This window comes from Arthrobacter sp. BGA-UO-ETr-C19 (assembly GCF_059568005.1).
In genome coordinates, this window is sequence record NZ_JCAQPC010000007.1 from 26,289 (window position 1) to 48,135 (window position 21,847).

16 protein-coding genes are annotated in these 21,847 nt (G+C 67.2%); 8 read left to right on the plus strand and 8 right to left on the minus strand.

Features of this window, described 5'->3' with window-relative positions; all coding sequences use genetic code 11:
• Positions 1-25 precede the first annotated feature (25 nt).
• On the minus strand, positions 26-2,329 hold the full coding sequence (locus AC57BR_RS02195) for an FdhF/YdeP family oxidoreductase (RefSeq protein WP_496358140.1): 2,304 nt from the start codon (positions 2,327-2,329) through the stop codon (positions 26-28).
• A 237-nt stretch (positions 2,330-2,566) separates the two neighbouring features.
• Between AC57BR_RS02195 and AC57BR_RS02200 the strand changes: the two genes are divergently transcribed.
• Both AC57BR_RS02200 and AC57BR_RS02205 read left to right on the plus strand, forming a co-directional pair.
• On the plus strand, positions 2,567-3,388 hold the full coding sequence (locus AC57BR_RS02200) for a CPBP family intramembrane glutamic endopeptidase (RefSeq protein ID WP_496358141.1): 822 nt from the start codon (positions 2,567-2,569) through the stop codon (positions 3,386-3,388).
• A 110-nt stretch (positions 3,389-3,498) separates the two neighbouring features.
• A complete protein-coding gene (locus AC57BR_RS02205; RefSeq protein WP_496358142.1) occupies positions 3,499-4,125 on the plus strand; it encodes a hypothetical protein in 627 nt (208 codons plus the stop codon).
• A 14-nt stretch (positions 4,126-4,139) separates the two neighbouring features.
• Here AC57BR_RS02205 and AC57BR_RS02210 read toward each other — a convergent pair whose 3' ends face one another.
• Complete coding sequence (locus tag AC57BR_RS02210; RefSeq protein WP_496358276.1) at positions 4,140-5,108, minus strand: adenosine deaminase; 969 nt, start codon at positions 5,106-5,108, stop codon at positions 4,140-4,142.
• A gap of 168 nt (positions 5,109-5,276) precedes the next feature.
• Here AC57BR_RS02210 and AC57BR_RS02215 point away from each other — a divergent pair, with 168 nt between their 5' ends.
• Positions 5,277-7,934 carry an excinuclease ABC subunit UvrA gene (locus AC57BR_RS02215; protein WP_496358143.1) on the plus strand — a complete coding sequence of 886 codons (2,658 nt, stop codon included), beginning with the start codon at positions 5,277-5,279 and terminating at the stop codon, positions 7,932-7,934.
• Between the two features lie 222 nt (positions 7,935-8,156).
• Positions 8,157-8,822 (plus strand): transglycosylase family protein, encoded by a 666-nt coding sequence (locus AC57BR_RS02220; RefSeq protein WP_496358144.1) that lies wholly within the window; start codon positions 8,157-8,159, stop codon positions 8,820-8,822.
• 188 nt (positions 8,823-9,010) lie between these two features.
• On the opposite strand, the gene AC57BR_RS02225 is transcribed toward AC57BR_RS02220, so the two are convergent.
• On the minus strand, positions 9,011-9,538 hold the full coding sequence (locus AC57BR_RS02225) for a hypothetical protein (RefSeq protein ID WP_496358277.1): 528 nt from the start codon (positions 9,536-9,538) through the stop codon (positions 9,011-9,013).
• 265 nt (positions 9,539-9,803) lie between these two features.
• Here AC57BR_RS02225 and AC57BR_RS02230 point away from each other — a divergent pair, with 265 nt between their 5' ends.
• The 3 genes from AC57BR_RS02230 to AC57BR_RS02240 all read left to right on the plus strand — a co-directional run bounded on the left by AC57BR_RS02230 (position 9,804) and on the right by AC57BR_RS02240 (position 13,864).
• On the plus strand, positions 9,804-10,763 hold the full coding sequence (locus tag AC57BR_RS02230) for an MSMEG_6728 family protein (RefSeq protein ID WP_496358145.1): 960 nt from the start codon (positions 9,804-9,806) through the stop codon (positions 10,761-10,763).
• A gap of 7 nt (positions 10,764-10,770) precedes the next feature.
• Positions 10,771-11,631, plus strand: a complete 861-nt coding sequence (locus AC57BR_RS02235; RefSeq protein WP_496358146.1) for an SDR family oxidoreductase — start codon at positions 10,771-10,773, stop codon at positions 11,629-11,631.
• Positions 11,632-11,764: 133 nt separating this feature from the next.
• Entirely contained in the window at positions 11,765-13,864 is a 2,100-nt protein-coding gene (locus AC57BR_RS02240; RefSeq protein ID WP_496358147.1) for an HNH endonuclease signature motif containing protein, read from the plus strand.
• 99 nt (positions 13,865-13,963) lie between these two features.
• Here the strand turns inward: AC57BR_RS02240 and AC57BR_RS02245 are convergent, their stop codons facing one another.
• The 3 genes from AC57BR_RS02245 to AC57BR_RS02255 form a co-directional block, all read right to left on the minus strand.
• Positions 13,964-14,284 (minus strand): hypothetical protein, encoded by a 321-nt coding sequence (locus AC57BR_RS02245; RefSeq protein WP_307100118.1) that lies wholly within the window; start codon positions 14,282-14,284, stop codon positions 13,964-13,966.
• A 108-nt stretch (positions 14,285-14,392) separates the two neighbouring features.
• Positions 14,393-16,252: a gamma-glutamyltransferase family protein gene (locus tag AC57BR_RS02250; RefSeq protein ID WP_496358148.1), complete on the minus strand. Its 1,860-nt coding sequence runs from the start codon at positions 16,250-16,252 to the stop codon at positions 14,393-14,395.
• 73 nt (positions 16,253-16,325) lie between these two features.
• On the minus strand, positions 16,326-19,001 hold the full coding sequence (locus AC57BR_RS02255) for a Tex family protein (protein WP_496358278.1): 2,676 nt from the start codon (positions 18,999-19,001) through the stop codon (positions 16,326-16,328).
• Positions 19,002-19,164: 163 nt separating this feature from the next.
• Here AC57BR_RS02255 and AC57BR_RS02260 point away from each other — a divergent pair, with 163 nt between their 5' ends.
• The gene (locus tag AC57BR_RS02260) at positions 19,165-19,461 is read left to right on the plus strand and encodes a hypothetical protein (protein ID WP_306921216.1); all 297 of its coding nucleotides are present in this window, start codon (positions 19,165-19,167) and stop codon (positions 19,459-19,461) included.
• Between the two features lie 9 nt (positions 19,462-19,470).
• Here the strand turns inward: AC57BR_RS02260 and AC57BR_RS02265 are convergent, their stop codons facing one another.
• Together AC57BR_RS02265 and AC57BR_RS02270 are read right to left on the minus strand one after the other, a co-directional pair.
• Complete coding sequence (locus tag AC57BR_RS02265; protein WP_496358279.1) at positions 19,471-20,280, minus strand: triose-phosphate isomerase family protein; 810 nt, start codon at positions 20,278-20,280, stop codon at positions 19,471-19,473.
• A gap of 126 nt (positions 20,281-20,406) precedes the next feature.
• Entirely contained in the window at positions 20,407-21,810 is a 1,404-nt protein-coding gene (locus tag AC57BR_RS02270; RefSeq protein WP_496358149.1) for an MFS transporter, read from the minus strand.
• Positions 21,811-21,847: the final 37 nt, after the last annotated feature.

Genomic DNA, 21,847 nt, shown 5'->3' on the forward strand with positions numbered 1-21,847 from the left:
AGCCCCCGTCAGGAAGCGCCGGGCTCTAGGCAGGCTCCGCGCTGGGCTCCAACCGCACGAGCACAGCTTTGGACGCCGGCGTGTTGCTTCCCTCCGCGACGCTGTCCAGGGGCACCAGCACGTTGGCCTCCGGGTAATACGTGGCCGCGCAGCCGCTGGCCGTGGGATACGAAACGACGCGCAGCTTCCTCATCACCCGCTCCACGTTGTCCTCATACACGCCGTGGATATCCACGAACTGGCCGTCGCTGAGGCCAAGTTCGGCGATGTCCTCGGGGCTGACGAACACCACGTCGCGGCCCTTTTTGATGCCACGGTAGCGGTCATTGTGTCCGTAGATGGTGGTGTTGAACTGGTCGTGCGAGCGGACGGACTGCAGGATCAGCGTGCCGGCCGGCCGATCGATGCTCTCCAGATGATTGACCGTCAGCATGGCCTTGCCGGTGGGCGTGGGGAAGGTCCGCGAATCGCGCGGGCCGTTGGGCAGGACGAAGCCGCCTTCCTGCCGGATCTTGTCGTTGTAGTTCTCGCAGCCAGCCACCACATGGGAAATGTGCTCGCGGATGAGGTCGTAGTTTTTCTCGAACCCTTCCCAGTCCGCGCTGGACTTCCCCGCCACCGTCTCCCGGGCGATCCGGCAGACGATCGCCACCTCGGACAGCAGGTTCGGTGCAACGGGCTCCACCCGCCCGGCCGAGGGATGAACAGCGCAAACAGTGTCCTCCACGGAAACGAACTGCGGACCGGACTCCTGGAGGTCGATTTCCGTGCGACCCATGGTGGGCAGGATGAGGGCTTCCCTGCCCGTCACAGTGTGCGAGCGGTTCAGCTTCGTGGAGATTTGAACGGTGAGGTCGGTGTTCTCCATTGCCGCTTCGGCAGCGTGCGTGTCCGAAATGGCGGCCACCAGGTTTCCGCCCAGTGCCACGAAAACCTTGATCCCGCCGTCGCGCATCCTCCGGATGGTCTCCACGGCGTCAGCCCCGTGCTCGCGCGGCGGGTCGAAGCTGAACTCCTTGCCGAGCGCGTCGAGGAAGGCGGGCGGCATCTGCTCCCAGATGCCCATGGTCCGGTCCCCCTGCACGTTGCTGTGCCCGCGGATCGGCGAGGCGCCGGCGCCCGGCTTACCGATGTTTCCGCGCAGCAGAAGAAGGTTGATGATCTCCTTGATGGTGGCCACACCCTTCTTGTGCTGGGTGATCCCCATGGCCCACGTGATGATGACCCGGTCGGCTCGCAGGTACCGGGCGGCAAGCTCGTCGATTTCGTCGCTGCGGAGCCCGGTCGCGGCCAGGACGGCCTCGTCGTCCAGCCCGTCGAGATGCGCTTTGAGTTCGTCCAGGCCCTCGCAGTGCTCCTCGAGGAATTGGTGGTCCAGCACGGTCCCCGGGTTCTTCGCCTCGGCGTCGAGGACCCGCTTCGAAATGGCCTGCAGCAGCGCCATGTCGCCGCCAACGCGGATCTGCAGGAACTGGTCCGCGAGGTCGGTGCCGTGGCCAATGATGCCCTTGACCTTTTGCGGGTTCTTGTACCGCAGCAGCCCGGCTTCCGGCAACGGGTTGACGGCCACAATCTCGGCGCCCGCCTCCTTGGCCTCCTCGAGCGCGGTGAGCATGCGCGGGTGGTTGGTGCCCGGGTTCTGCCCCATGATGATGATGAGCTGCGCCTTGGCGAAGTCGTCATAGGTGATGGTGGCCTTGCCGATGCCGATGGTCTGGCCCATCGCCCAGCCGGACGATTCGTGGCACATGTTGGAGCAGTCCGGCAGGTTGTTGGTGCCGAAGGCCCGCACGAACAGCTGGTAGATGAAGGCGGCCTCGTTCGACGTCCGGCCGCTCGTGTAGAAGGCGGCCTCGTCCGGGCTGGCCAGTCCGTTAAGCTTTCGGCCCAGAATCCCGAATGCCTCGTCCCAGCTCACGGGACGGTAATGGTCTTCCCCTGCCGGCTTGTACACCGGCTCCGTCAGGCGTCCCTGCATCCCGAGCCAGTACTCGGTTCTCTGGCGCAGCTCGCTGACCGGGTGCTCCGCCCAGAAGTCCGACTCAATCACCACCGGTGTGGCTTCCCAGGTGACCGCCTTGGCCCCGTTTTCGCAGAACTCAAAAGTCTTCCGGTGGTCCGGGTCCGGCCAGGCGCAGCTCATGCAGTCGAAGCCGTGCTTCTGGTTCAGGGCCAGCAGCGTCTTCTCTGACCTGGCCAGGCCCATATGTTTGATGGCTGGCTGCATCGAGTGCAGGACGCCCGGGATGCCGGCGGCCCACTCCTTCGGCTTGCCTACCTCGAGGTCCTTCTCGTCCGCCTCTTCAACGTCTGGGTTCTTGCGCGGCATGCTGCACTCTCCTTGACTCGGCATCGTCCAGGTACTGCTGTCCGCGGCACCATCGCCGCAGTTTTGCCTCCCTCACAGGACTAGCAGTTATGGAAGGCGCCTGCAAGCATTCGACCCCCTGCCGGGCTGGGCGGCCCCGCCTAGGTCCGGCCTAGGTCCTGCCTAGGTCCTGCCTGCTGGCGCATCGACGCCGACGGGGCGGACAATTGGAGCATCTGCAGACCGTTTGGAGCCGCAATGGGCCGTTCAATGGGGTGGCTAAAGCACCACAGGCTTCTGGCTTTCTTTATCCTGGCCTACGCAATTTCCTGGGCCTCGTGGCCGTTCTTCGCGGCCGGGCTGATGCCGCGAATGGAATTCCTGCCGGTGGGCCCGCTTGCCGCGGCAGTCCTCGTGATAGCCCTGACCGAGGGCCGCCCCGGGTTCCGTGCCTGGGGACAGCGGCTGATCCGGTGGCGTGTCGGGTGGATCTGGTACGCCGTTGCACTCCTCCTCCCTGCAGCACTCGTCCTGGTTACCGGCTTGGTCGCCATGGCACTCGGCGCCGCCGCCCCCGGCCTGGGACGGCTGACGTGGGGCGGTCTGTTGACCGTGTTCGCGGTCAGGCTGGTGAATCCGCTGGACGGACCACTGGGCGAAGAGCCCGGGTTCCGCGGCTACGCCCTGCCCCTGCTCCAGGCATCGCGTCCGCCGCTGCTGTCCGCGGCGATCCTCGGTGTGCTCGTGACGCTGTGGCACCTGCCGCTGGTCCTCTTCGGCGGCCTAAGCGCGATCGGTCTGCCGACGACGTTCGCCATCACGTTCCTCTACGTGTGGCTTTTCAACCGCACCGGCGGCAGCGTCCTCCTGACGCTTCTGTTCCACAACAGCCAAGGCACCTTCACCGTTGGTTCCTTCGGCTTCAGCGCCGCCGCCGCTGGCCGCGCCGAGCTGATCTACTTCCTGGTGGTGGTCCTGGCGGTTCTTGCCACCGTGGTGCTGGACCGCCGGGCGTGGCGCAAGGCACCTCGCTCTGCCACCGCCGTCGGGCGTTTTCCGCTCGGCATGCGTCCCATGTGAACGGCGGCGGGTCGTTGGCGCTGGGGCTTGGCACCGTGCGATTGGCACCGTGCGAACGGCGCCCGCGCTCCCATCCAGGAACCGGTAACCCCATACCCCCAGAAGGAACAATGTCCTCACCACTAGCAAGAGCCGCCGGTTCCATAGCCCTGGCGTCGGGCCTTGTCTTCGCCGCAGTGGACGTGGCGCGCCTGCTCGCGGCCGACCGGAGCCTGGACCGGATCGAGATGATGCGGCAGACGCCCTTCCAGGTCACGAACGCCCTGTACTGGGTGGTGTTCATTGGGCTCACCCTCGCGCTGGTGTCCGTCTACTTCAGGCTCGGCGACCGGGCGGGCGGAAGGGGCGCCGTCGGCTTCTGCTTCGCGCTGGTGGGCACCCTGGACATGGCCGGCAACATGTGGTTCGACGGCTTCGCGGCCCCCTGGATCGCCGACGTCGCCCCCGGCGCGATCCTCGCCGGAGGATCCGGCATGCTGGCGGTCGGGGGCCTCTCCAGCTACGTGCTTTTCGCCCTGGGCTGGATGGTCTTCGGCATCACCGGCTGGCGCTCAGGCATGTTCCCCTGGTGGCTTGGTGTGGCGTTCATTGTTGCCGGATTCCTCGGCTACAACGCCGGACTGCCGCCCTACGGGATCCCGATCGGTCTGGTGGTGGCGGCGCTGGGCTGGTGGATCATCCGGACTGGTGCGCCGGCTCCGGCTCTAAGCGGGCCGGCCAACCCGCCCGAGCCTTAGCCCGACAGCGCGGCTTAGCCTGACAGTTCGGCCAGCAGTTCCTGCTTCCGCTCCTCGCTGGCGAAGGACGACCTGATCGAGTTCGCGGCCAGCCTGACCCGGTCGAACTCGGACAGCCCCAGAACCGACTCCAGCTGGGCAAAGTTGTTGTCCACGTAGCCGCCGAAGTACGCCGGGTCGTCCGAGTTCACGCTGACGTTGAGCCCGGCAGCCAGCATCGCCGGCAGCGGATGGGCGGCCAGCATGTCCACGGCGCGGAGCCGGACGTTGGACAGCGGACAGACCGTCAGCGGTACCCGGTCAGTGACCAGACGCTCCACGAGCTCGGGATCCTCCATGCACCGGATCCCGTGATCGATCCGCTCCACCGCCAGGACGTCCAGCGCCTCCACAATGTACGACGGCGGGCCCTCCTCCCCCGCATGCGCAATCTTCCGCAGGCCTGCTTCGCCGGCCCGGGCAAACAGCCGCGTGAATTTCGACGGCGGGTTGCCCACCTCTGCGGAATCCAGGCCGATGCCGGCGATCGGCGCACCCATCGCCAGAAGCCCTTCCAGGACCTCGAGCGCCGAGTCCTCGGAGAGATCGCGGAGGAAGGCGGCGATCAGCAGCGTGGAAATGCCGAACTCCTCCTCGGAGGTGGCGAGCGCCGAGGCCACGCCGTTGACGCACGTTTCCAGGGAGACCCCGCGGGAGAGGTGCGCCTGCGGATCCATCATGATTTCCGCGTGCCGTACCCCGGCCGCCTCGGCCCGTGCCAGGTAGGCCCGGGTCATGTCCGCGAAGTCCTGCTCCGTCCGCAGCACGGCCATGTTGGCGTAGTACAGGTCGAGGAACGACTGCAGGTCGGTGAACTCGTAACGGCTCCGCAGCTCGTCCAGGTTCGCGTACGGCAGCTCGATCCCGTTCCGTTCAGCGAGCGCAAAGATCAGTTCCGGCTCCAGGGTCCCCTCGATGTGAAGGTGGAGCTCCGCCAAAGGCATCCGCGAGGGGGTCGCCGCCAGCTCCTCTTCCTCTGAAAGCGCAGTTTGACCTGAAGGCCCGGTTTGACCTGAAAGAGCAGCGGAATCGACCGGTTCGGCTGCGGCGTCGTAAGTGTTCACCCCGACAGAATAGTCCCCGGACCGGCCATGACCGCTAGAGTCGAACAGATGCGGACTGAAGAGTATGCTGACCCCTTGTCCGATCTGGACTGGAGCCTGGAATCCGGCCCCGGTTCCCATGCCATCGGTGCCCACCATTCCGCGGACGGCTTCGTCCGGGTGCGCGGTGCCCGCGAGAACAACCTTCGCAACGTGGACGTGGCCGTCCCGCGCGACGCCATCGTCGCCTTCACCGGCGTATCGGGATCGGGCAAGTCCTCGCTGGCATTCGGCACGATCTACGCCGAAGCCCAGCGCCGGTACTTCGAATCCGTGGCGCCGTACGCCCGCCGCCTCATCCAGCAGGGCCACAATCCCAAGGTGGAAATGATCACCGGGCTGCCTCCCGCCGTCGCGCTTCAACAGCGCCGCGGGACACCGAGCAGCCGTTCCACGGTGGGAACGGTGACCACGCTGTCCAACTCGCTCCGCATGCTGTTCTCGCGCGCCGGCAGCTACCCTGCCGGTGCCGGCACGCTGGACTCGGACGCCTTCTCGCCCAACACTGCCGCGGGGGCATGCCCCGAGTGCCACGGCCTCGGCGTTGCGCACACAGTCAGCGAAGCCTCCCTGGTCCCGGACCCGTCCCTGAGCATCCGGGACGGGGCCATCGCCGCCTGGCCGACGGCGTGGCAGGGCAAGAACCTGCGGGACATCCTCACCCACCTGGGCTACGACGTCGACACCCCCTGGCACGAGCTGCCCCGGGAGGACCGCGACTGGATCCTTTTCACCGAAGAGCAGCCGGTCGTGGAAATCACCCCTCAGCGCGACCGCGTGGCCAAACCGTACAAGGGCAAGTTCTGGAGCGCCAAGAGCCACGTGCTGCACACGCTCGCGGATTCCAAGAGCAACACGATGCGCGAACGGGTGCTCCGCTTCATGGAAACCGGCCCCTGCCGGCGGTGCAGCGGCAGCGGCCTCACACCGGAGGCCCTGGCCGTGACCTTCGCCGGAAGGACCATCGCCGAACTCAACGCGGTGCCGATGGCCGAACTGGCGGACATCATCCGCCCGACGACCGAGCTAAAGGACGCCGGCACCGCCTCCCGCAAGCTGTCCTCCGGCGAAAGCAACGAGGTGGCCGTGGCCATCACGCGCGACCTCCTGCAGCGGATCACGGTCCTGCTGGATCTGGGCCTCGGCTACCTCGCCCTCGGCCGGTCGACGCCCACCCTCTCCCCTGGCGAAATGCAGCGCCTCCGGATCGCCACCCAGCTCCGCTCGGGGCTGTTCGGCGTCGTTTACGTGCTGGATGAGCCGTCGGCCGGGCTGCACCCCGCCGACGCCGAGCCCCTGCTCGCTGTGCTGGAACAGCTCAAATCATCGGGCAACTCCGTGTTCGTGGTGGAACACAACATGGACATTGTGCGCCGCGCCGACTGGCTTGTGGACGTGGGGCCGAGGGCTGGAGAGGGCGGCGGCGAAGTGCTTTACAGCGGCCCGGTTGCCGGCCTCGCCGCCGTGGAGGCCTCCGTCACGCGTCCGTTCCTCGTGCCGGATAGCTCTGACAGCGGCGCGGGTGACGGCAGCGCGGCTCCCAGTGGCACGCCTGACGGCGGCGAGCCTGACAGCAGCGCGCGAACCGGCCGCCGTCGGGATCCCGGTGCATGGCTGGAACTGAACGACATCACACGCCACAACCTCCGCGGCCTCGACGCGTCCTTCCCGCTGCAGGTCCTGACCGCCGTCACCGGAGTCTCCGGCTCGGGCAAGTCGACGCTGGTCAGCCACGTTCTGGCCGAGATAGTTGGATCGCAACTGCACGGAGACGCGGGCACCGAGGTTCCCGGCACCGGCGAGGACCAGCCCCTGGACGCCGTCGAACCCGGCACCCCGCTGAGCGTCGGAACCGTGACCGGCCTGCAACACGTGGACCGGCTGGTGACGGTGGACCAGAAACCGATCGGCCGCACGCCCCGGTCCAACCTGGCCACCTACACCGGACTGTTCGACGCCGTGCGCAAGGAATTCGCCGCCACGGATCAAGCCCGGGCGCGGGGATACGGCGCCGGACGCTTCTCCTTCAATGTGGCCGGCGGGCGCTGCGAGACCTGCCAGGGCGAGGGATTCGTCGCCGTCGAGCTGCTGTTCCTGCCCGGCAGCTACGGCCCGTGCCCGGAATGCGACGGTTCCCGCTACAACCCGGAAACCCTTGAAGTCGCCTACCGCGGCAAGAACGTGGCCGAGATCCTTGGCATGACCGTGGACGCCGCCGCCGAATTCCTGCAGGACGTTCCCGCAGCCGCCCGCAGCCTGCAGACGCTGCGGGAAGTCGGGCTGGGCTACCTGCGGCTCGGACAGCCCGCCACGGAACTCTCCGGCGGCGAGGCCCAGCGCATCAAACTCGCCACCGAACTGCAGCGTGCCCGCCGCGGCCACACCCTGTACCTGCTGGACGAGCCCACCACAGGGCTGCATCCGGCAGACGTCCGGCTCCTCATGGCCCAGCTGCATCGGCTCGTCGACGCGGGAAACACCGTGGTCGTAGTGGAGCACGAAATGGACGTGGTGGCAGAAGCGGACTGGGTGATCGATCTCGGGCCGGCCGGCGGGGACGCGGGCGGCAAGATCGTAGCCTCCGGAACGCCGGCCGCCGTCGCCGGTTCACCCGACAGCCGAACGGCGCAGTACCTGGCTTCCGCGCTCGGCCGGAGTGCCTCTTAACTGCTTTACTGTCAATAAAGATCTCGATTTGATAACGGCGCGCAACACCTTTAGGGTGGGACACATGCCCGCGCACGCGGGCCCTTGAATGCCCGGTGCCGCCACCACCAGTTACTGCCCGGCCGGCGGACACCGAAATGACCTCTAGTTCGTCAGGGGCGGGCAGTAGCGCGAAAACGTCCGGGGACGGACCGAGCGCGGGTGGCCTCAGGAGCATCCCAAATGAAGAAGTCCACTCTTAGCACTGCCGCGCGCCGTGGAGTCACCCTGGCCGCCGTTTCCGCCGCAACGCTGGCACTATCCGCCACTGCTGCCAACGCTGCAACGCCCACCGCCACCAGCGCGTCCACTTGGGACGCCCTCGCCCAGTGCGAGAGCGGCGGCAACTGGTCCACCAACACCGGCAACGGTTTCTCCGGCGGCCTGCAGTTCACCCCGCAGACCTGGGCCGCTTTCGGCGGAACCGGCTCGCCCCAGAACGCTTCCCGAGCCCAGCAGATCGCCGTGGCCGAAAAGGTCCAGGCCAGCCAGGGTTGGGGCGCATGGCCCGCCTGCTCCGCCAAGCTGGGCCTGAACGGTGGCGGTGGCGCCCCTGCACCGCAGATCCTGCCGCAGAGCGCGCCGGTCCAGGCTGCACCGGTCCAGACCGCTCCCGTCGCCCAGACCCCGGTGGCCGAAGTAGCCCAGGCTCCCGTCCAGGCCCGTCACGCTGCCGCCATCGCGGTGAGCGGCGAGACCTACACCGTCCAGGATGGCGACACCCTGAGCAAGATCGCCGACAAGCTCGGCATCCACGGCGGCTGGCAGCACCTCGCCGACGCCAACGCTGACACCATCAGCAACCCGAACCTGGTGTTCGTGGGCCAGGTTCTGCAGCTCCCTGCCTAACCTGCCTGGTCAGGCCGCGTAGCGGCACTGCCTTAAAGCTCGACGCCGGGCGGTCCCTTTCGAGGGGCCGCCCGGCGTCGTTGTGTCTGTCTTTAGAAACGACAACGCCGGGCGCCCCCTGAGTGGGGACGCCCGGCGTCGTTATTTATTCTCTATAGCGTGACGGCTGGAAGCGTCAGTATTCGGCCTTAGACCGCGGCGGGAAGTTCCCGGACGATGCGCACCTTCCAGGCGGCGTCGTCGCTGGTGTCCAGGAGGGCGACGGTGCCGGACGCGAGGTGCAGGGCAACCCGCTTGGCGTGCAGAAGCTCGAGGTAGAGGTGCTCGTTGACGCGGGCCGGGCTGTCGACGACGAACTTCACGGCGTCGCGCACCTTGCGGTAGTTGTCGCTGCGTTCGCGGTGCAGGTGCAGCTCAAGTTCGTGGCGCTGCTTGACGCGCGGCTCGTGCTTGTTCAGCCAGTTCACGGCGGCGTGGACGCCGATCACCAGGCCCAGCGACACGGCGTAGATCCACCAACCGGTCGACATCAGGAAGAGCGGCAGGTTGGCGACGGCCACCACGGCAATGAAAACGCGCAGTGCCACAAGGCGGCGCAGGGTCAGCGCAACGGAAGCAAGGGCGGTGCGGAAACGGTGCTGGTCCTTGCGCGCAGCAGCCGGGTCCAGAGTAAACTCGTCGAGAACGAGGATCCCGTTCGCGTCGGCGCCCAGCATTTGGCCGTACTTCGGAACGAACAGTTGAGGCTCCTGTGACGCGTGTGATTTCGCCTCCGCGGGGGCGGAGGACAGTGGTGCGGGAGAGGTAAGAGTCATGAGGTGGCTTCCAGACGCTGTTGAGGTTTCGGATATCTTAGTGGATTAATCAACCTTCCGTATGCATGGGTCCACTATGTGAACACCCTGCTGTCCATTTTGGCCGCTGACTGTGCCGTCCGGCACTTCAATTGGCACAGGGCGCCAAGGACGGCAGACTGAAGGGATGCAAACCTTCCTTCCCTATCCCGATTTCCGGCAAAGCGCGGCCGCGCTGGACACACCCCGGCTCGGCAAGCAGCGTGTAGAAGCGCTGCAGACACTCCGTGCGCTGGTCATCCCGGAATACGGGTGGCAGTCACACCCCGCCATCCGCATGTGGATGGGGCACGTTCCTGCGCTCACTATGTACGGCCTGGCGATGGTGGACGAATGGACCAAGCGCGGCTTCGACGACACCACCCGGGACAACATCCGTGAGTTCGCACCCCAGGCCGCGCACCCGGATTACGCCGCTAAGATCGTGCTTCCACCGTGGCTCGGCGATCCCGAATTCCACCTGAGCCACCGCTCCAACCTGATCCGCAAGGACCCGCACTTCTACGAAGACGTGTTCCCCGGCACCGAGCACGGGCTGGAGTACGTCTGGCCGGAGCCCAGGCACGAGTTCCTGCCGGAGGATCCCGAAGGCGAGGTTCTCTGGATTCTTCGCGAGCACGTCGGCCACGGCGACCCCGAGAAACTGGACAAGGTGGGGCTTCCTGCCGTGGGGCGGGCGGCTCAGGGTTCTGCTGTTGCTTCGGGCGGCGGGGCGGCTGGGGCTGGTTCGGGCGCCGCCGGGGATTCCGACGACGACTACCAGTTCGTATATACGCAGGAAACTTCGCGCCGCCCCGCCAAGGTCGCCCGGAAGGCCCCCGCCAAGCCGCTGGTCAAGAAGCCGTCCCGGAAACGGCAGCGCCAGGAGGCAGCCTTCTCAACGCTTCCGGGCAAGTCGCCGGTGGCCGTGCCTTTCGACGGCGGCAGCAGGTTCGCCGTCGGAATGGTCGTGGGCCGTCCTATCACGCTCGACGACGGGCGCTTCGGACGCAACTTCCAGGTCACCGACATCATCGACCGGTCGGAATTCGACTACCCGGCGCTGCTGCAGGACCCCCGGGTCTTCTTCCCGGTGCCGGCGCTCTGAGCCCGGGATGACTATCCTTCTGGCCGGCTGCGGCGATCTGGGAACCGAGGCGGGTCTGCGGTTCGCCGCTGCGGGGCACCGGGTGGTGGGCTGGCGCCGATCGCCGGACAAGCTGCCGGCTGAGATTGAGGGCACCGCTGCGAACCTAAGCACCGCAGAACTGCCGCATGTCCCGGCGGACACCACCGCCGTCGTCATTGCTGTGGCAGCGGATGCGCCTGCTGAGGAGGCATACCGAAGCGCCTACCTGGACGGCGTGGCGCATGTGCTCGACGCCCTTGAACGCGACCGCGTTGCCCCCGAACGCGTCCTTTTCGTCTCGTCCACGGCCGTGTACGGCGACGCCGAAGGCGGATGGATCGATGAAAATACGACGCCGGAACCCGGCGGGTTCTCGGGCCGAGTCATGCGTGAGGCTGAGGAGCTCCTGCTGAAGCGGCTCGATGGAACCGGAACCTCACCTGTCGTGCTCAGGCTTGGCGGAATTTACGGGCCGGGCCGCACCCGGCTCGTCGACCAGGTTCGGACTGGCTCCGCGGTCATTCCAGACCAACCGCGCTACACCAACCGGATCCACCGCGATGACGCCGCGGGTGCCATCGTGCATCTGCTCAGCATGCCTGAGGCGCCGTCACGGGTGTATGTTGGCGTGGACAACGATCCAGCCGAGTTGGGCGACGTGCTGCGTTTCTTGGCGGCTGAGTTGGGGTTGGATGTTCCGCCGACGGGTTCTCTGGGCGACGCGCGTGGCGGCAACAAGCGGTGCAGCAATGCACTGCTTCGGGAAACAGGGTTTTCGTTCAAGTACCCCTCCTTCCGTGAAGGCTACCGCGACATTCTGGCCGGCGTCGGAGTGCGCCACCCCTGAGCAGGTACAGCGCCCTGGATGAGGTGCGGCTGAACTTTCCGGCTCTAAAAGTTTTTCAAACACTTTTCCCTTTTCACCCGCAGTGACCCTCATCACCCGTAAAAATGTCAGAGCCTGTTGAGATAGTTTTCCTGTGGAAGCCTTTGGGGAGGATCGAGCGGATACCGCGGCCGGGACGGACGTCTCCGGTCTAAGTGCGGCTGCTCTGTTGCGGGGCGGCGGGCTTCGCAGCGTTCCCTCGGCTGGTTCCGTGGCTGACAGCTCTATAGGGGACGCGTCCGACGGCGGTGCTGCCGCCGGCTTCGGTGCCGCCAACCGTTTGGGGTCCGGCTCTGCTTTTGCCACCGCACGCGCCGGATCCACCGCACGCCCGGTTTCTTCCACCGCACGCGCCGGGACACCCGCCCTGGCATCAGCCAGCCCGGCGTCCCCGGCCCTGGCAACACCTGACCTGGAGGCGTCCCTGGCGCTGCTGGACTCGGTTACGGATGCGGCGATGGAGGAGCTGGCCGCAGCCAACTTCCTACAGGCGGCCGATTTCGCGGAGCTCACCGAGAAACTCTCCCGACGCCTCGAATACCTCCAGCTGCTCGCCGCCGGCGCGGTGGACCGGACACGGACCGAGGCGATCAACGCCGCCGGAACCGCCAGCCCCGCGGCCGGCTGGACCACCGGCTGGGGCACTGAACCCGAACCCGAACCCGAGCCTGTCTCGGTTCCTGGCGCTCAGCCCTCCGAAGCTGCCGCCCCTGCCTCTGCGTCTGCGGTGGCCTGGTCCCCGACCGATGACGGAGCCCGGAACACCGCCGAGTTCCTCCGCACCCGGCTCCGGATCAGCACCCCCGAAGCCCGACGCCGCCTCGCCCTCGCCAACGCCACCCTCCCCCGCACCGGACTCACCGGCCGGCCCATGCCACCAGAACACGAAGAAACCGCCGCCGCCCTCACCGCCGGAATCATCTCCTCCCGCGCCGGAACCACCATCACCACCGCCCTGGACAAAGTCCGCCACATCCCCGACCCCGCTACCCTGGCCGAGATGGAGCACAACCTCACCCTGACAGCGATCGAAAACGACCACGACTTCCTCACCCGCATCGCCCACCGCTGGATCGACGCCCTCGACCAGGACGGCACCGAACCGTCCGAAGAAAACCTCCGCCACCGCCAAGGCGTCTTCCTCCACCACAAACGCGGCGGCCTCCACCACCTCGAAATCCGAGCCACCACCGACCAATACGAAGTCCTCACCACCGTCATGAACACCGCCACCAACCCCCGCACCACCACCCCGGACACCACCAACTGCGGGAGTGACAGCAGCGATGAGGGAACCAGCCCTGACAGCGGCAGTGACAGTGACAGTGACAGTGACAGTGACAACGCTGCCAACAGTGACAACGCTGCCAACAGTGACAGCGCCGCCGTCGACCTGGACTCCGCATTCAACGCCGCCGCCCCGGAACCGGACCTGGACCGCCGCACCCTCGCCCAGCAACGCCTCGACGGCCTCGTCGGCGCGAGCAAGGCAGCCCTCACCGCCGGCACCCTGCCCACCACCGGCGGACTCCGCCCCCAGGTCATGGTCACCATCAACCACCGGGACCTCCTCAACAGCATCCAAACCACCGCCAGCCGCGGCCCCCGCTACGCTCAGAACCACCCCCGCAACCTCCGGCCAACAGACAGCACCCGGCAGACCAGCGGACCCTGGCCCGAGCCGGGCACCGCCACAGACACCTGGCAGGCCAGCGAACCCGACCCCCTGCCCGCAACCGCACCACCTGACATCCAACCCTTGGGCACACCCGCCGGCAGCGGAACCTTCACCTACACCGGCCCCGTCACCGCCTCCACCATCCGCAAAATCGCCTGCGACGCCGACATCATCCCCGTCCTCCTCGGCACCGAAGGACGCATCCTCGACATCGGCCGCACCACCCGCATCTTCCCGCCCCACATCCGCAAAGCCCTCAACGCCCGCGACCAAGGCTGCGCCTTCCCCAACTGCACCATCCCCGCACCCTGGTGCGAAGCCCACCACATCACCTACTGGTCACAAGGCGGACCCACCAGCACCGACAACGGCGTCCTCCTCTGCACCCACCATCACCACCTCATCCACAAAGAACAGTGGAAAATCCACGTCAAAAACGGAACCCCCTGGTTCATCCCGCCACCCCACATCGACCCCCGCCAACAACCCCGACAAAACCACCACCACAAAACGTGACTCTGCGGACAATGGGGTAGAAGGACCATCAAAAACAGAAGCGCCCGGCCCCCTTAAACCAGGGACCAAGCGCTTCCGGTGAAACGATCCTTGCAACTCCTAGGCGTCCTGCCAGCCACTGCCTTCCGTAAAGGTAGCTACGAGAGTGCCTACACCTGCCTGAAGCGAATTCGAGGGGTCCTCGTACAGGGACGCCTCCGTCGCCCGGCTGTGGGTGATGAGCTGCTCGGCTTCGAGCTTCGCTTCGGGCACGGTGGCACCGATGATGCCGGTACGGGCGGGAAGCTCGGGAGTGTGCACTACGTCGGCATTGGTCTCCGAGAGCGGGATGGTAGTCCCGGGTCGAATCTCGTCGTGCGGAAACTCGAATTCGGCGTCGTCGGGGGCAGCGGGAATCGTGTACTCCAGGAAGTAGTTCATGCCCCCAGCCTTGCAGATAACCGCCACGCCAGAAACCCCGCACCGCGGCCGCGGGCACGAATATTCGCTGCCCCTCAACGTGAACGTGAACGGAAAGAGATTCCGCTCCTACCGGCCCGCCGCGTATCCCTGCGCACCCCGCGGGTTCGCGGCAGCCCGCAGCACACCAGTCCTGGGATCGCGTACGACGGCGGACAGCCGTCCCAGCGTCCAGTCACCTGCCCTGGTGATCCGGTGTCCCCGCCGCTCGAGTCCGGCGATAACGTCGTTGCCCAATCGGTCCTCTACGACGGCACCACCAGGCTCCCATGTGCGCGGCCAGAAAGACCCCGGCATCGACGTGGTGTGGAACGCCGGCGCATCGATGGCCTGTTGCGGCGTGTACCCGCCGACGATGGTCCGCAACAGGTACAGCAACTGCCACTGGTCCTGCTGGTCTCCCCCCGGCGAGCCGAGCGCGGAGACAGCAGCGCCATCGCGCAACACCAGCGTGGGCGTCAGCGTGGTCCGCGGCCGCTTGCCCGGCGTCAGCGTGGACGGCGTTCCGGGCTCAAGCCAGGTCATCTGCAACCGCGTGCCCAGACAGAACCCGAGCTCAGGGATCGCGGGGGACGACTGCAGCCAACCGCCGGACGGCGTGGCCGAAACCATGTTGCCCCACCGGTCCACCACATCGATGTGGCACGTGTCGCCGCGGGTTTCCCCGTTGGACGCCACGCTGGGTTCACCGGGCGTGGATTCACCGATCGTGGGTTCACCAACCCCTGCGGTGGCATTCGCCCCCGCAGCCGGGACATACTCGGTGCGAAGAGTGGGCACGTACGGCTCGCGCCCGGGAACGGAGCCCGGACGAAACTCGAGCGACGCATTTTCCGTGATCAGCTCCCGGCGCGAGGCCGCGTGCTCCTCCGACATCAGGTAGTCGAGCGGGACGTCCGCGTCGCCGTAGTAAGCCTCGCGGTCCGCCAGGGCGAGCTTCTGGGCCTCCAGAATGGTGTGCGCCCCGAGCTCGGTGGACGGGTCGAGGTGGTCGTCATCGAAGCCGGCCAGGATCGCGAGCGTCTGCAGCAGGGCCGGCCCCTGCCCCCACGGCCCGGTTTTGGCGATGGTGTGACCGCGGAACTCGAACGTGGTCGCTTCCTCGTACGACGCCCAGAATCCGGCCATGTCGGCAACCGTCATGACGCCGCGGTGGTTGGTTCCGGACGAGTGCCGGTGCGGTGTGCGGACGCTTTCGGCCACGGCACGGGCCACGAAGCCCTCGCCCCATTCCCTGCGGGCGGCGTCGATGCGCTCCTCGCGTGTATGCGCCGGCTCCGGGGCGAATGCCTCGCCAAGACCGGCGCCGGCCTGGACCAGTTTCTGGAGGGTGCGGGCAAGCGCGGGATTCCGGATCAGCTCGCCCTCCTCCGGGATGCGTCCCTCCGGCATCCACAGCTCGGCCGACGTGGGCCAGTGCTCCCGGAACAGCCCCGCAACTGCCCCGATCGTGCTGCAGACGCGTGCGAGCACCGGGTGGCCGTCGCGAGCATACCGGATGGCGAAGTCCAAGACTTCAGCCAGTTCCCACGTTCCGTAGTCTCGCAGCAGCAAGAGCCAGGCGTCGACGGCGCCGGGAACCGCCGCCGCCAGCGCACCTGAGCCGGGCACCAGTTCCAGGCCCTCGGCGCGGAAGTGTTGGACTGTCGCGCCCGCGGGAGCCGGGCCCTGGCCCATCAGGACCACCGGTTTCCAAGGTTCCTCCGCCGCGCTGAAGACGCCGGTCATGTCACCGCCTGGCCCGTTGAGGTGCGGTTCCACCACATGCAATACGAACGCGGCGGCCGTGGCCGCGTCGAACGCGTTGCCGCCCCGCTCCAGCACTGCCTGCGCAGTGCCGGTAGCGAGCCAATGGGTCGTGGCGGACATGCCGAACGTGCCCTGCAGGGTAGGACGGGTGGTGAAAGACTCCGGCCTCGTAAAACTCATGGGGCTACTGTAGTCACCGGCTTCCGCCGTTCCGGGATCCGGCGCCCGCGACACGGTCTGCCCGGACGGGAGCCTACTTGCCCAGACCGGCCCGGCGCAGGGCTTCGGCCATGGCTGTATCCGCTGGGGCCGGCCGCTGGCCGGACTGCTTCGGCTGTCGCTTAGCGTTGTTGCGCTCTGCCGTAGCTTGGCCTGAGTCATTCCCCTGGCGTGCCCCGGGCTTTCCGCCAGCCTGGCCAGGGGTAGCAGTCCGGTTTCGGCCGCCGCCGCGGTTGTCGTCGCGGTTGCCGGCCGCCGAACGTTCGGCGGTGCGGCCGCCTTCCCGGCCGCGGTCGCTGCCGCGGTCACCACCGCCGCGTCCCCCAGCCGAGCGTCCCCCAGCCGAGCGTCCCGCGGCCGGTCGGTCGCCGGAAGCGGCCGGTTCGTCGTCGAGCCTCAGCGTAAGGGAGATACGCTTCCGCTCCGGATCGGCCTCGAGGACCTTCACGCGAACCACCTGTCCGGACTTCACCACCTCGCGCGGATCGGCGACGAACCGGTTCGCGAGGGCGGACACGTGAACCAGCCCGTCCTGGTGAACCCCCACATCCACGAACGCGCCGAAGGCAGCCACGTTGGTGACGGTTCCTTCGAGGACCATGCCCGGCACCAGGTCCGAGATCTTCTCGATGCCCTCTGAGAACGCCGCGGCCTTGAATGCCGGACGAGGATCGCGGCCCGGCTTCTCCAGTTCGGCGATGATGTCGCGCACGGTGGGGAGCCCGAAGGTGCCATCGACAAAATCGGCAGCGTTCAGCCGTCCGGCATCGGCCAGCGGAGCAAGACCGGCGGTGCCCCCAGAAGTACCGGAAGCGCCGGACCCGCGAGAGGCGCCGGCCGCCGTCAGGATTTTCCGGGCTACCGAGTACGCCTCGGGGTGCACGCTGGAGGCGTCCAGCGGCTCCGCTCCCCCGGTGATCCGCAGGAACCCGGCACACTGTTCGAACGCCTTCGCTCCGAGCCGCGGCACCTTCTTCAGCTCGCTGCGCTTGGCGAACGGTCCATGCTCGTTGCGGTATGCCACGATGTTCTCGCTCAGCAGCGGTCCGACGCCGGCCACCCGGCTCAGCAGCGCCGGTGAAGCCGTGTTCACGTCTACGCCCACAGCGTTTACGCAGTCTTCCACCACGGCATCCAGGCTGCGGTCCAGCTTCGCGGCCGTGACATCGTGCTGGTACTGGCCCACGCCGATCGACTTCGGATCGATCTTCACCAGCTCGGCGAGCGGATCCTGCAGCCTGCGGGCAATGGACACCGCGCCGCGCAGGGACACGTCCATGCCGGGGAGTTCGGCCGCGGCCAGGGCGGACGCCGAGTACACGGACGCGCCCGCCTCGGACACCACCAGCTTCTGCGGCGCCGCGGTACCAGTGCCGGAGCCGGCAGCTGCGGAGAGCTGCTTGATCAGTTCGGCCGCGAGCTTGTCCGTTTCGCGCGAGGCCGTTCCGTTGCCGATGGCCACGAGTTCGACGGCGTGCTGCCGCGCCAGACGCGTCAGCGTCGCCAGGGCTTCGTCCCACTTGCGTGCCGGTGCGTGCGGGTAGACGGTATCCGTGGCCGCCACCTTGCCGGTTTTGTCGACCACAGCCACCTTCACGCCCGTCCGCAGCCCGGGGTCCAAGCCCAGGGTGGAGCGATTTCCGGCAGGCGCGGCCAGCAGCACGTCCCGCAGGTTGGCGGCGAAAACGCGCACAGCTTCGTCTTCCGCGGCGGCGAACATCCGTCCCCGTAGGTCGGCCGTCAGCCGGGCAAGAACCCGGGAGCGCCACGCCACCTGGGCGGTCTGGAGCAGCCACGAGTCGGCGGGCCGGCCGCGGTCGGCGACCCCGAGGAACCTGGCCACCGCTGATTCGTACCGGGCGCGCGCGGCGGCGAGGGCGTCGTCGTCGGCCGGATCCGCCTCGGCGAGGTCGAGCTCCAGGACGCCGTCCTTCTCACCCCGCAGCAGCGCGAGCACCCGGTGCGACGGCATCCCGGACGGCGCCTGCGAAAATTCGAAGTAGTCCGCGAACTTCTGCCCCTCGGATTCCTTGCCCTTCTTTACCCGGGACACCATCCGCCCCTGCGTCCACAGCCGCTCACGCAGCGTCTCGGCGAGGTCGGGATCCTGGGCAACGCGCTCCACGATGATGGCGCGGGCGCCGGCGAGCGCGGAGGTCGGGTCGTCGATTGCGTGCTCGGCGTTCAGGTACTTCGCCGCTTCCCGCTCCGGATCCAGCTCGGGGCGCTTGAGCAGCGCATCCGCGAGCGGCTCCAGTCCGGCCTCGCGGGCGATCTGCGCCTTGGTCCGCCGCTTGGACTTGAAGGGCAGGTAGATGTCCTCAAGCCGCGACTTCGTATCGGCAGCCACGACGGCGGCCTGCAGTTCCGGGGTCAACTTCCCCTGCGCGGCAATCGCCTCCAGGACAGTCCGACGGCGGTCCTCAAGTTCGCGGACGTAGCGCAGGCGCTCGTCGAGCTCGCGGAGTTGGCCGTCGTCGAGCGTCCCGGTGGCTTCTTTGCGGTATCGGGCGATAAAGGGAACCGTCGACCCGCCGTCGAGCAGTTCCACAGCCGCCTTCACCTGCCATGCCTTCACGCCGAGCTCGGCGGCGATCTGTTCCGCGATTCGGGCTGCGACATCGTCCGCGCCTTGGCCGCCGACCGGTGCGGGTGCGGGAGAATCCTTCGGCTTTGTCCCGGCGGCGGAGGCAGGGCTGGGCGCGGGCATGGCGGGGTGCTGCGGCTGTTGGGTCACCAGAACATTTTGCCCTACACACCCGGATCGGGGGCGTTCAGGTGTTTGAGTGTCGACCAAACCGCACTACCCACAACCGCCCTTAAGTGGTGTAGTGACTTTATGCAGAGGGGGTCATCGACTTAGGCGGCGCATCATGCAGGAATTGCTCATCATTCTCCAGGACGGCTTCAACGACGATGAAGTCGCCATCACGGTCAACGGCAAGGAGGCCCGGTACGACCGCGATGTCACCACCCGGGAGCTCTTGGGCATGGCCGAGGAAGTCTCCGTTGAACTGCCGGCAAAAGGCGCGACGGTGGGGGTTGAAGTCACCAGCCGCAACCTCAGTGCGGAAATGAAGCTCCACGGCAGGCCGCGGAGTCTCCTAGTGTCCATTGAGGACGGCGAGCTCGTGCTCAGCGAAGGGACGGGCCGGGAAGCTTTCCTCTAGAGCCCGCCGTCAGGAGCGCTCCGCGCCCGGCAGCGACAGTGCTTCGTCCAGCACTTTTCCGAAGTTCGCGGCTTCGTGCGCGAACCGGCCAAGGAACAGCCCCGACACTCCGTCCAGTGTGGGCAGCAGGCCGGGTTTCGCAGAGCCGCCGTAGATGACCGGCAGCCCCTGCAGACCGTGGGCACCGAGCAGCTCGCGCAGGATCCGCACGACGGCGGACACGTACTCCGCGCTGGCGGGCTCGGTTGCTCCTATGGCCCAGACGGGTTCATAGGCGATGACCAGCCGGGCGGCGAGGTCCCAGTCGCCGCCGACCGCGGCCTCGATCTGTCCGTAGACGAACCGGGCGGCGCCTTCCGCGCCGGCAGTACTGTCGGCGTCGGCAGTGTCGGCGTCGGCACTGTCGGCGTCGGCTGCTCCGGTACTTAGGGTGGTCTCCGTCCCGCGCGACTCCTCCCCCACGCACAGCAGCGGAGTAACGCCGACGTCGTCGGCCGCCCTGACCTTGAGCGCGATCATGGCGTCGTCCTCGCCGAAGTGCCGCCGCCGTTCGGCGTGCCCGATCTCCACGAGTCCCACGCCCAATTCGGCGAGCAGCGACGGCGAGAGCTCACCGGTCCACGGGCCGTCGGCCCAGCCGCAGTTCTGGGCACCCAGCACCAGCGGTGACCCGGCAATGATCTCCCCGGCGGCCGGAAGCATCGGGAAGGATGGAATCACGAACGGAACCACCCGCCCGGCCGCGAGGGCCGGGCGGGCGTCCACCTGCTGGCGCAGTTCATCCAGCCAGCGGAGGCTGTCCCCGTAGCCCAGGTACATCTTGGTGCTGACGCCGACGAAGATCGTGCCGGGGTCTTTGATGGCCTGGCTGAGCTGGGTCACGGGGTTCCTGCCTTTTGCTGGTGTTGCTGCGGTGCGGGCTGCGCCGCTCTGGTTTGCTGCTGACTACTTTTCCAGCAGTGCCTGATCTTGGGCAGTGCCCTTCTGACCGGTGGCGCTGGTTTCGAGCAGGTCGTCGGCCTTGTTCTTGAACTTCCGAGTGCCGATCATCATGACCGCGGCGAGGAACGGCAGCACGCCGAGTGCGTAGACGCCCATCGTGCCGGTGTCCGAGGCGGTGACCTGGTTGACGGTGGTCCGCAGGATCGGGGCCACGAAGCCGCCCAGGTTGCCCAGCGAGTTGATGAGCCCAATGCCCGCCGCGGCGGCAGTTCCGGTGAGGAACGCCGTCGGATACGACCAGGCGATCGGGCCAATGGAGAGGAAGCTGCACACCGCGAGGGTGATGAACACGATGCCCAGCGCGGGCAGGTGGTTGGCGCCGGCCCAGGCGGAGCCGAAGATGCACAGGCCGGTGGAGAGGAACAGGCCGGTGCCCCAGACCCGGCGGCGGACCACGGTGTTGGCGGCCTTGCCGATGAAATAGCAGGCGAAGATGCCGAAGAACCACGGGATGGCAGCCATGAGTCCGACGGCGAGACCCACCTTTTGGCCGGTCAGCTGGGACACCTGCTGGGGCAGGTAGAAGGTCACGCCGTACACGGCGATCTGGAGGCAGAAGTAGATGACCGTGAAGTACCAGACGCGGCCGTTCTTCATGGCTGCGAGGACGCCGCGGGGGCCGGACTCTTCCTTGACGGTGTCCTCAAGGGCCATGACGTCCAGCAGTGCCTTCTTCTCGTCCTTGTTGAGGAACTTGGCGTCCTGCGGGCTGTTGATCAGGAAGAAGAAAGCGGCGATGCCGGCCAGCACGGCGAGCATGCCCTCGACGAAGAACATGACCTGCCAGCCCTGGACGCCGGGAACCTGGTCGCCGATGTTGATCAGCCAGCCGGACAGCGGGGCGCCCATCATCTGGGAGAACGGCTGTGCCAGGTAGAAGATGGCGAACATCTTGACGCGGACCTTGTTCGGGAACCACGCGGCGAGGAACATGATGACGCCGGGGAAGAGGCCGGCCTCGGTCACGCCCAGCAGGAACCTCAGGATCACGAAGGACGTCTCGTCCTGCACGAAGGCAAAGCAGGCGGAGACGATGCCCCACGTGACCGCGATGCGAGCCAGCCACACCTTGGCGCCGAACTTGGTCAGGAGCAGGTTGCTGGGGATTTCGAAGAGGGCGTAGCCGATGAAGAAAATGCCGGCGCCGAGTGCGTAGGCGCCCGCGCTGATGCCTTTGTCCGCTTCGAGTGCAGCCTCGGCGAAGCCCACGTTGGTACGGTCCAGGAAGGCCACGACGTACAGGATGACGAGCATCGGCATGAGCCGGAAGGAGGCTTTGGAAATGGCCGATTTGAGAACCGGCGAGTCCAGCAGCTCCTTGGTGGTGGATGGGGTGGTGACAGTCATTCAAACTCCTCTTTGAGTAAAAGTGAGCAAATCAGGT